This window comes from Lysinibacillus sp. 54212, assembly GCF_036662795.1.
GTDB lineage: Bacteria > Bacillota > Bacilli > Bacillales_A > Planococcaceae > Lysinibacillus_B.
In genome coordinates, this window is the sequence record NZ_JBAFWZ010000024.1 from 44,129 (window position 1) to 55,029 (window position 10,901).

A 10,901-nucleotide genomic window follows, 5' to 3' on the forward strand; every position below is an offset into this window, starting at 1 on the left:
GATGAAGAGGATGAATTTTGAACAAAAGGTTTTGCAGTTCATAATGGACGAAGGATTGATACAACAGAAGGATCGTCTTCTCATTGCCTGCTCGGGGGGCGTCGATTCAATGGCGCTTCTCACTTTTTTTGAAAGAATGAAGCATCATTTAGAGATTGAATTTATGGTAGCTCATGTCGATCATATGCTGCGCGGTGAAGAGTCTGCACAGGACCGCATCTTCGTGGAAGCCTTTTGTGAGGAACGGGGTATAGCGTGCATAAGCACCGCCATTCCGATTCCGGAAATATTAGCAGCACAAGGTGGTAATTCGCAGGCGGTTTGCAGAGAACATCGCTACCGCTTTTTCAATGAAATGCTTCAAAAGCATTCGCTAAATAAACTAGTGACGGCTCATCATGCAGATGATCAGCTTGAATCTATACTGATGGCTCTAGCCAAGGCTGGAACCGTAAATGGCTTGCAAGGCATTCAAGTGAAGCGCCCATTTGCAAAACATTTTGTTATTCGCCCATTTTTAATGGTTACAAAAGAAGAAATAAGGACATATTTACAACAAAAAGACGGTTCTTTTCGTGAAGATGCTAGCAATGCAAAGGATGATTACACAAGAAATCGATTTCGACATCGAATTGTCCCACTGTTAAAGCAGGAAAATGAAAATGTTGCCCAGCATGCTGTCCAATTTTCACTTCAGCTTGCACAGGACGATGCCTATTTACAGGAGCTAACACAGCAGGCTTTCGACCGAATAGTTATTAAAAATGGGGAGCATTCATACAAGGTTGCAATCAACTCATTTCAAAAAGAGCCACTTGCTTTACAAAGGAGACTCATTTTAATACTATTAAACTATCTTTATAACGATAAAAACCTGTTTCAAAGTCAGACATTATGTACAGCCATTTTGAACTTCTTTAAAAATCAAAATGGAAGTGCCATGATGAACTTACCCGAACACTTTGTTGTTAGACGAGAGTATGGCAATATGTTCTTTGAAAAAGAGCAGCCGAACATGCCAATACCCCAACAGCAGCTTGTTTTAAATGATTGGAATGAATTGATTGGTGTTCGTGTTTACATAGGAGAAACCTCTCAGATGGCCGCACCACAAAGCGATCAAGCACAAGTGTATTATTTTAGTGCACAAACTGTATCTTTCCCAATTAGTATAAGAGCTCGCAAGCAAGGGGATCGTATGCTCTTGCCAGGCATGGAAAGGCCAAAGCGAGTTTCGCGGATTTTTATAGACGAAAAAATCCCTTTAGCAAAGCGAGATGAATGCCCACTACTCGTCGATGTTCAACAAGATGTTTTGGCCATACTAGGTGTTCGTGTAAGCAATAAATTTTCGAAACATAGGCGAGCGAATGATGATTATGTGTTAATTATCGAGCAGATAGCGGAATAGAGCGTTTGAACAATCTCGAGGAGGAATCAATATGATTCAAAATGATATTGAAAAAGTAATAATTTCAGAAGAGCAAATACAGGAGCGTATTAAGGAGTTAGGTGCAGAGCTAACAGACATGTATAAGGATGAATTTCCACTTGCTGTCGGTGTTTTAAAAGGGGCTATGCCTTTTATGACAGACTTAATGAAGCGCTTTGATTCTTATATCGAAGTGGACTTTATGGACGTTTCAAGCTACGGCAATGCAACGGTTTCTTCTGGAGAAGTGAAAATTTTAAAGGATTTAAACACAAGTGTCGAAGGTCGTGATGTCATGATCATCGAGGATATTATCGATAGTGGCTTAACATTAAGCTATCTCGTTGATTTATTTAAATATCGTAAAGCAAAATCAATTAAAATTATCACGCTTTTAGATAAACCATCGGGTCGTAAAGTAGATTTAAAGGCAGATTTAGTTGGCTTTGAGGTGCCTGATGGCTTTGTTGTAGGCTATGGATTAGATTACTCAGAAAAATATCGTAACTTACCGTACATTGGTATTCTAAAACGAGAAGTATACTCATTTTAAAAAGAAATTTATGTAACTATTTCGACAAAAATCGAGTAATTCGCAATTTACTTAGTGCTTTTCGTTGTATGAAGAAATAATCGTATGTTAAGATTTTACTTATAGTTTTTCTGTTATGTTGTGAGGAGGCTGGGGATGAATCGAATATTTCGATACACCATATTTTATTTATTAATATTTCTTGTAATAATTGGTATTTTTGGCACTTTCAATAGTGGCAATAAACCAACGGAAGATTTAACGTATTATGAGTTTTTAGAAGCCTTAGATTCTAAAAAAATCGAAAAGGTAACGCTGCAACCTGATGGTGGCGTATTAGTTGCAAGAGGCGAAATGAAAGGTGCAAAAGAGGGCGAAGAGTTTACAGTTAACTTACCTCTAAATAGCCAAAGCTTAATGGACCGCTTTAATAATTTTAAAACGGATTATCCAGATGTTAAATGGGAAAAAATGAAAGAAACAAGTGGGTGGGTACAATTCTTCACGGGGATTATTCCATTCATTATTATTATCATTTTATTCTTCTTCCTAATGAGCCAATCTCAAGGTGGCGGTAATAAAGTGATGAACTTCGGTAAAAGTAAAGCTAAGCTTTATGATACGGAGAAAAAGAAAGTACGCTTTAACGACGTAGCGGGCGCGGATGAAGAAAAGGCCGAGCTTGTGGAAGTTGTAGAGTTTTTAAAGGATCACCGCAAATTTACGGAAATTGGCGCACGTATTCCAAAAGGTATTTTACTTGTTGGTCCTCCAGGTACTGGTAAAACATTACTTGCGCGTGCGGTTGCTGGTGAAGCTGGCGTTCCGTTCTTCTCGATTTCAGGTTCTGACTTCGTAGAGATGTTTGTCGGTGTCGGTGCATCGCGTGTACGTGATCTATTCGAAAACGCAAAGAAAAATGCACCATGTATTATCTTTATCGATGAAATTGATGCAGTAGGTCGTCAACGTGGAGCAGGTCTTGGTGGTGGTCACGATGAGCGTGAGCAAACGCTAAACCAATTACTAGTTGAAATGGATGGCTTCGGTGCAAACGAAGGGATTATTATCGTTGCCGCTACGAACCGTCCGGATATTTTAGACCCTGCGTTATTACGTCCAGGTCGTTTTGACCGTCAAATTACAGTAGGTCGTCCAGATGTGAAGGGGCGTGAGTCGGTACTTAAAGTACATGCCCGTAACAAGCCATTACGTGAGGATGTCGACTTAAAAGCAATTGCACAGCGTACACCAGGCTTCTCTGGTGCCGATTTAGAAAACTTATTAAACGAGGCAGCACTTGTTGCAGCGCGTGAAAATAAGAAGAAAATCGATATGAAGGATATTGATGAAGCAACAGACCGCGTAATTGCGGGTCCAGCTAAATCAAGCCGAGTTATTTCTAAAAAAGAACGTAACATTGTGGCATTCCATGAGGCTGGTCACGTAGTTGTTGGGTTAACATTAGACCAAGCCGAGAAAGTGCATAAAGTAACGATCGTACCTCGTGGGCAAGCGGGTGGCTATGCAGTAATGCTTCCAAAAGAAGACCGTTACTTCATGACAAAGCCTGAATTACTAGACAAAATCGCAGGACTGCTTGGCGGTCGTGTAGCAGAGGATATCGTCTTTGGCGAAGTATCAACTGGTGCACATAATGACTTCCAGCGTGCGACAGGTATTGCCCGTTCAATGGTAACAGAGTATGGTATGAGTGATAAGCTAGGGCCAATGCAATTCGGTTCATCTCAAGGTGGCAACGTATTCTTAGGTCGTGACTTTAACTCAGAGCAAAACTACTCTGATCAAATTGCCTATGAAATTGATAAAGAAATGCAAACAATTATCGTAGAACAATACGAGCGTACGAAGCAAATCTTAACGGAAAATCGTGATTTATTAAATTTAATTGCTACAACATTACTTGAAGTAGAAACGTTAGATGCAGAACAAATTCAACATTTAAAAGAGCACGGTACATTACCGGAGCGTAAAGATTACTCAAAAGAGGATGCTGAAGCAGCAAATACAGCAGAATCAGCTGATGTAGTAGTTGAAACGGCAGGAACGCCTTCTGTTGAAAAGCAAGTTGTAGGTGAAAAAGATCCAACTGTTGCTGAGTTACCGACTGAAGACGGCACAGACCGTCCTACAGGCTTTGACGAGCGACATAAATAAACATAAAAGGAGCTGATTGTCCTCGGGCAGTCAGCTTTTTTATAGCTTTATAAGAAAGTATAGGGCACATCATCTCGCTCTTAATTTGGGGCGAGATGTGTTTTTCTAATTAGGTTAGAGGTATCGACTGTTAATTATTGTTCTTTCTATGGTATGATTTTTATCAAATGAACTTGGTAGGTGTGAGAAGCGATGATTTTAGTATTAGATGCAGGCAACACTAATATCGTACTAGGCGTGTATAACCATGACGACCTAGCGTTTCACTGGCGAATGAGTACGGATCGCCATAAAACAGAGGATGAGTATGCGATGCAAATTCAGGCATTTTTTCTGAACGCAAATATTGCATTTGATCAAATTACAGGTATTATTATTTCCTCTGTAGTACCGCCTATAATGTTCGCACTAGAGGCGATGTGTAACAAATACTTTCATGTAAAGCCTCTAATTGTCGGACCAGGTGTGAAAACAGGCTTAAACATTAAGTATGAAAATCCGCGTGAGGTAGGAGCGGATCGCATTGTGAATGCGATTGCAGCGATCTCACAGTACGGGGGTCAGCCGCTTATTATCGTTGATTTTGGCACAGCTAATACATATTGTTATATTAACGAAAACGGTGAGTATATGGGGGGCGCCATCGCACCAGGTATATCGATTTCTACCGAGGCTTTATATACAAAAGCAGCGAAACTACCACGTATTGAAATTGCACGACCGACAAATGTTGTTGGTAAAAATACCGTAGCCGCTATGCAGGCAGGCATCTTCTACGGATTTATTGGACAAGTAGAGGGTATTGTTAGCTCCATGAAGGCACAAAGTAAAAAAGAGCCTCTTGTAATTGCAACAGGTGGGCTAGCACGATTAATTGCCAATGAAACAACACACATCGATATTGTAGAGCCTTTCTTAACACTAAAAGGACTTTATATCATTTACAAAAGAAATCAATAAGAAACGAGGAATCACAACATGGGAGACTATTTAGTAAGAGCGATTGGATATAACGGACATGTACGTGCGTTTGCAGTACGTACAACAGACACAGTTGGCGAGGCACAGCGTCGTCATAATACGTGGCCAATCGTATCGGCAGCACTTGGCCGTTCCATGACTGCAAGTGTCATGATGGGAGCCATGCTTAAAGGTGACGACAAAATAACGGTAAAAATTGAAGGTAACGGTCCAATTGGGCCAATGATTATCGATGCAGATGCAAAGGGAGATGTACGTGGTTACGTAACGAATGGTCAGGTACACTTTGATTTAAATGAGCAAGGGAAGCTAGATGTCCGCCGTGCAGTGGGGACAGAAGGCTTTATTACAGTCGTAAAGGATTTAGGTATGCGCGATATGTTCTCTGGTCAAACGCCGATTGTCTCGGGTGAAATTGCAGAGGACTTTACGTATTATTTTGTAACGAGTGAACAAGTACCTTCATCAGTAGGACTGGGTGTACTAGTGAATCCCGACAATACGATTTTAGCGGCTGGTGGCTTTATTCTTCAGCTAATGCCTGGCTGTGAGGACGAAACAATTGATGCGATTGAGGCACAGTTAGCAAGTATTGAGCCAGTTTCAAAAATGATTGAAAAAGGCTTTACACCAGAGCAGATTTTAGAGGCTGTTTTAGGTGAAGGAAATGTACAAATTTTAAATTCAATGCCAGTGAAGTTCCAATGTCAATGTTCAAAAGAGCGATTCGGTGCGGCGATTATCGGTTTAGGTGTACAGGAAATTCAAGACATGATCGACGAGGTTGGTCAAATTGAAACACAATGTCACTTCTGCTTAGAGACATATGATTTCTCTAAAACAGAGCTTGAAGGACTCATTGATGAAATCAATGCGCAACAATAATCGAGGATTAACACCTCAATCTACGCCCACGAAAATACCGTTATCGCAAAGACGTTTAAAAACTAAGCCCGCCTTAACCCTACTAGGCATTTTACTGCTAGGGAATATTTTTTGGTTTGTGCTATGGCTGTTACCGTCGGGAGAAAAGGATAGTAGCAACGAGCCAGTTGCTACTATCGACGGTGATAAAATAACGAGACAGCAATGGCTCTCAGAGATGGAAAGCCGGTATGGTAAGGAAACCCTACAGGATTTAGTGAATGAAGCTGTTATGGAAAAAGCCTCGGAAAAATACGATATTAACGTATCAAAAGAGGAAATTGAGCTTGAGATTGCACTAATGCATTCAGCTCAAGATACTACGGATACATCGATGGAAAATTTAACGAAAGAACAATTACATCAAAAGATTCGAGCGCAGCTTATTTTAGAAAAAGTGCTAGCAAAGGATATTGTCATTAAAGACAAACAAACCGCTGCATACTATAAGGAAAATAAATCGCTTTATAATATACCGACCTCCTATCGCACGAGCATTATCATGTTAAAGTCAAAGAATGATGCAGAAAATGTTCAAAAAGAATTAAAAAGTGGATCGGAATTTTCGGTGCTAGCGAGAGAACATTCTCTTGATACGGCTTCTGCTAGCTTAGGTGGCGATATCGGCTATGTAACGGCAGACCAAGACGGCGTCGATCGCAGCATTTCCTCAGCTGTCCAAAAGCTGAAAAAAGGCGAGGTAAGTGGTCCAGTCTCACTAAGCGATGGCAGATATGCACTTTTACAAGTGTTAGAGGTGAATAAAGGACAAGAGTTTACATATGAAGAGGTACAGGGACATATAGCCCGCGAGCTGGCGATGGAACAGCTTCCATCTACTATCGCGCCTGAAGTGTTCTGGTCTGAATTTAAAGCAAAATGGTATTATGGGGAAGCGCAATAATAGGGGAGTACTTTAAGCACGTTTCGTGAACCCTTTTAAAAAGTGCAATTCGAGCTTGATTATCGGATTGCGCTTTTTTGCAGCTTTTTTTTTTTAAAAAAAGACCAACTTTTCCACTTATGCAGAAAAAACGGTCAATGCTTGAACTTCATTTAGTTACTTTCCCTTCAATATAGTGAAGACTACCTTCATGGTTGTTTTTTAGTAATAATCACTTCATAATACAGTGTTATATTCTGTCCATTTATGTCATGGATATGTTGTGAATAGTCACTCGCCATGTTTTTCATAATGGTTTCATATGCATCATGTAATGTATGATTCATTTTCTCTTGAGTTTGAATAGACTCATTAATCGCTTCAATGATTTCGCCCGTTTGTTCGGATGTTTCCTGTTGAATGAAACCTTGCAGCTCCCCGCCTAACTGACGTAGCTCCTGTATCGTTGTAATAAATGAGTTTGCTTTATATGATAAATCTTCATACTTAAAAAACTGGTGTAACATATTTTGCTGTGGCAAGCTTCATCCCCCCGCTCCTATAGTGTTTGCAAGATCCTGATCAAATTTGAAATAATCTTCAATGGTCTTTTTTATGTTTGCCATTGCCTGTCGCCCTTTTTGTATCTCATCCTCATAATAAAAAAACATATTTTCAAACGAAGCTGTAAAGAGTAAAGAGAGCGGCGGAATATCTTCATGTACATTTATGCCTGTCAAAACATATCTCATATAGGCATCGTACGTGTAATGCCCGAGCAAGTACTGATACTTAGAATAGTTGGTTTCCATATCTGTAATCTCCGCTATCAACCTCGCTTTTCTCCTTTCAAAGTCCTGCAAATAGTTCATTTCATATGCAGATTTCATACGTCTCAGTACTTCTTCTTTCTGATCATAGATGGCCATTCCTGTAGTATAAATACGCACGGCGGAAGAAAGATTGATCTTCACCTTTTGTCCCTTGCTGGTCACCGTCACAATCAGGTCTTTTCCTTTGTATGCCTTCCCTTTATCAGCTGCGAGTGCTTCCAGCAGATTATAGATTTCATGTCCATGGACACTTTTATTGATGGCTTCCATTAAATCGCTCAGGCTCATCTGAATTGTATCGAGGTGATTCGTAATGCTCTTCCATTTAGTTTTTATTGTTTTATAGGCATCAATAATGTCTTTGATGTAGCCAAAGCCAGTAAGATTAGGTTTTAGTGCTTTATTGATCGCATCCTGTATATCCTTTAAATCCTTTTCGATTCCTTCTACTGCACCAAGAACAGCCTCTTTTTGATTCTGATTGACATAGCCGTGCTTTACCATAGCGGATAAAATAGGATCCAAATTCTTATGGATCACTGATAAATGCTTCTGGAATTCGGGGATTTTTTTCCACGCATTTTGAAGCATAGGAATCGCTTGTTTGATTATGTGCGGTCCATCCTTAATATGATCCCACACGCCATCATTCTCCAGTATCTTGTCAATCAATTTTAGATCAATGCCTATCATTGCCGCGACGGCCCCGTCAAATCCTCCTTTATTGTATTGGGATGCATATTTAGCCATATACATTTGAATCGCCTGGATATCCTTATCCGGAATTTCCCCTAGAATATTACCAATGCCAGCGAAGCCCGCCATCGTATCAATCGGCTCGCCATGCCCAACCTTGATGAAGCCCCGGATATTCTCGCTCACAGCTAACAGCAAATCTTCCTCTGCTACAAGGCGGTAAATATTATCCCCCGCATCCTTGTAGTATTGTTCAGCGAATTTTACGAGAGCTTTTGGGTCGATAGTGTAAAGTTCTATGAAGCTTCTTGTCTTCAAATCAAAGTTTTCATTTAATATTTTTCGAAAACCACTATCAACGTAAGCTAGTTGATATACAGTTGGCTGTGCAGCGTTAATTGTATAAACTTTATCGAATTCCTGATCAATTAATTGCTGCAATTGCTTCGTATTGCCTCCTAATGAGTGACCAAGCCCAATTTTCTCTAATTTAATATTACTTTTTTCGGTTTGTTTCTTGATGAGGTAAGTAACTTCCCGCTCAAACCTTTGGGCATCAAGATATTGGCCTTGATTTTGTCCTACGAAAATACCAAATGTATTATACATCCAGTCCTCAGGGCGCCAGTTTTCTTCTTCTGGCATTTCGCTACCGCGCGCGATGGAATACACTTGATTGATTCCTGCACCATTATCGAAAAAATGGACAATAGTACCATCAAAACCATTTTTACCTATATCTAATTTTTTGCTATAATCCTTTGCATAATATAGCTGAATATCAACCGTTAATTCTTTTCCGGTTTCCTCGAAATATATTCGTTTTATCGCTTCTTCTGTCAATTTGCCATACTCCAAATCTACAATTCGTCCACGCAATTCATCTGAAAATAGAACCTCTTCCACAAAATCACCTCTTTCTTATTAAGGATTAAATCGAATAGAATGGAAGATTTTTTTTGCCCGTTCTCTTTCTTGATCAAGGTTAAGCTTACATTCTTCCGTGTTACTCAAGCATGTAGAGCTATACTCTAAGCTTATTGCTTTTTCGCTAGTCTGGGATTTTATATAACCCAGAAAAGTAAAATAAAATCCATTTTTATCATCATTTATATTTTGTCTAAAATCAGCAAAGTAAATATCATTATCTTCTACTGAATAATTTTCAAAGTCTGCAGGCGTTACTAATTTTTCTGAACCTATCATTAAATCGAGATTGCTATCAATCAGCTGTGTAAATTTCCCTTCTTCAAATCGTCCTGTGACAAAATATCCATAATTTTCATCTTCGCGGTCTTCCCAGAAATAAATAACTTCATAGTCTTGATCTCGGTATTGATAAAACGTTTGATCCATCACTGCATTCACAGGGTATAGCATGGTATAACCACCAACGCCCGATTCAAATGTATAGTATCCTTCTTCAGTTTCTTTTGTAGAAGGAATGAACTCTTTTGTAAACTCATCCTGCAGGGCAGCAGTTTGTACCTCCTTCTCTTTTGAATTAGTACCTGAACTGTCATTTGTATTCATTGACCCACAACCTCCTATTAATAAAGTCGCTGCAAAAAGAAATGGTAAGTAACGCTTTTTCAAAATGTTGCTCCTCTCCTTATTGACTACATATTCTTATTGAAAGCATTATGGAGTTATATCTCAAAGATCCTACTTAAACTAATGTTAAAAAGCCATATAACTATACGAAGGTTACCTTATCAATAATTTACCAGATAATGGGGAGGTAAACGATATGGTACACGTAAATTAATGCTTTTCATCTAGACTTCTCTTTTGAAAAAGGGAAAATTTTCATACCCGCTAATATTACTTATTGAGGAAAAGGTTCATTCATCAAGACCCTTTATAGTTGAGCTCTATTTTAATAGCGGCTATGGACGTTCGATTAATGACAGCGAAGCAAATAAGCAATAAAAAAACCATCAGCTGTTAAGAGTTGATGACGAATTTAAGTTTTGATTTATTGGATGTTGTAAAATGTAATAAAATAGGTTCCTCTGCTACAAGACGGTGAGTATTAACCCCAGCATCCTTGTAGTCGAGGGCTTTTGGATCGATTGTGTAGATTTGGTTGAAGTGCCATGGCTTCATCGATTCTCGTACTTTTATCGAAGAAATGGTCAAACCCATTTTTTCTGATGTCTAGTTTTTTGCTATAATCCTTTGCATGATATAGCTGAATATCAACCGTTAATTCTTTTCCAGTTTCCTCGAAATAAATTCGTTTTATCGCTTCTTCTGTCAATTTACCATACTCCAAATCAACAATTCGTCCACGCAATTCATCTGAAAATAGAACCTCTTTCACAAAATCACCTCTCTCATATTAGGGGTTAAAACGAACAGAATGGAAGATTTTTTTTGCCCTATCTCTTTCTTGATCAAGGTTTAAATTGCATTCTTCTGTTTCGTTTAAGCATTTAG

10 protein-coding genes are annotated in these 10,901 nt (G+C 39.2%); 6 read left to right on the plus strand and 4 right to left on the minus strand.

Annotation, left to right across the window (positions count from 1 at the left end; genetic code table 11):
- Nucleotides 1–10 precede the first annotated feature (10 nt).
- From tilS to V4T18_RS14795, 6 genes are all read left to right on the plus strand, one after another.
- A complete protein-coding gene (gene tilS, locus V4T18_RS14770; protein ID WP_332650599.1) occupies nucleotides 11–1,411 on the plus strand; it encodes a tRNA lysidine(34) synthetase TilS in 1,401 nt (466 codons plus the stop codon).
- A 31-nt stretch (nucleotides 1,412–1,442) separates the two neighbouring features.
- Nucleotides 1,443–1,985 (plus strand): hypoxanthine phosphoribosyltransferase, encoded by a 543-nt coding sequence (hpt, locus tag V4T18_RS14775; protein ID WP_332650601.1) that lies wholly within the window; start codon nucleotides 1,443–1,445, stop codon nucleotides 1,983–1,985.
- A 135-nt stretch (nucleotides 1,986–2,120) separates the two neighbouring features.
- The gene (gene ftsH / locus V4T18_RS14780; RefSeq protein WP_332650603.1) at nucleotides 2,121–4,142 is read left to right on the plus strand and encodes an ATP-dependent zinc metalloprotease FtsH; all 2,022 of its coding nucleotides are present in this window, start codon (nucleotides 2,121–2,123) and stop codon (nucleotides 4,140–4,142) included.
- A 192-nt stretch (nucleotides 4,143–4,334) separates the two neighbouring features.
- Nucleotides 4,335–5,102: a type III pantothenate kinase gene (locus V4T18_RS14785; RefSeq protein WP_332650606.1), complete on the plus strand. Its 768-nt coding sequence runs from the start codon at nucleotides 4,335–4,337 to the stop codon at nucleotides 5,100–5,102.
- 18 nt (nucleotides 5,103–5,120) lie between these two features.
- Complete coding sequence (hslO, locus tag V4T18_RS14790) at nucleotides 5,121–6,008, plus strand: Hsp33 family molecular chaperone HslO (RefSeq protein ID WP_332650609.1); 888 nt, start codon at nucleotides 5,121–5,123, stop codon at nucleotides 6,006–6,008.
- Nucleotides 5,986–6,951, plus strand: coding sequence for a peptidyl-prolyl cis-trans isomerase (locus V4T18_RS14795; protein ID WP_332650611.1), 966 nt, complete (start codon nucleotides 5,986–5,988; stop codon nucleotides 6,949–6,951). Before hslO ends, V4T18_RS14795 begins: the two co-directional genes overlap by 23 nt.
- Nucleotides 6,952–7,139: 188 nt before the next feature.
- On the opposite strand, the gene V4T18_RS14800 is transcribed toward V4T18_RS14795, so the two are convergent.
- From V4T18_RS14800 to V4T18_RS14815, 4 genes are all read right to left on the minus strand, one after another.
- Nucleotides 7,140–7,472: a hypothetical protein gene (locus V4T18_RS14800; protein ID WP_332650613.1), complete on the minus strand. Its 333-nt coding sequence runs from the start codon at nucleotides 7,470–7,472 to the stop codon at nucleotides 7,140–7,142.
- A gap of 3 nt (nucleotides 7,473–7,475) precedes the next feature.
- The gene (locus V4T18_RS14805) at nucleotides 7,476–9,365 is read right to left on the minus strand and encodes a DUF6792 domain-containing protein (protein ID WP_332650615.1); all 1,890 of its coding nucleotides are present in this window, start codon (nucleotides 9,363–9,365) and stop codon (nucleotides 7,476–7,478) included.
- Between the two features lie 18 nt (nucleotides 9,366–9,383).
- Entirely contained in the window at nucleotides 9,384–10,055 is a 672-nt protein-coding gene (locus tag V4T18_RS14810; RefSeq protein ID WP_332650617.1) for a hypothetical protein, read from the minus strand.
- A 439-nt stretch (nucleotides 10,056–10,494) separates the two neighbouring features.
- Complete coding sequence (locus V4T18_RS14815; RefSeq protein ID WP_332650618.1) at nucleotides 10,495–10,785, minus strand: DUF6792 domain-containing protein; 291 nt, start codon at nucleotides 10,783–10,785, stop codon at nucleotides 10,495–10,497.
- Nucleotides 10,786–10,901 lie beyond the last annotated feature (116 nt).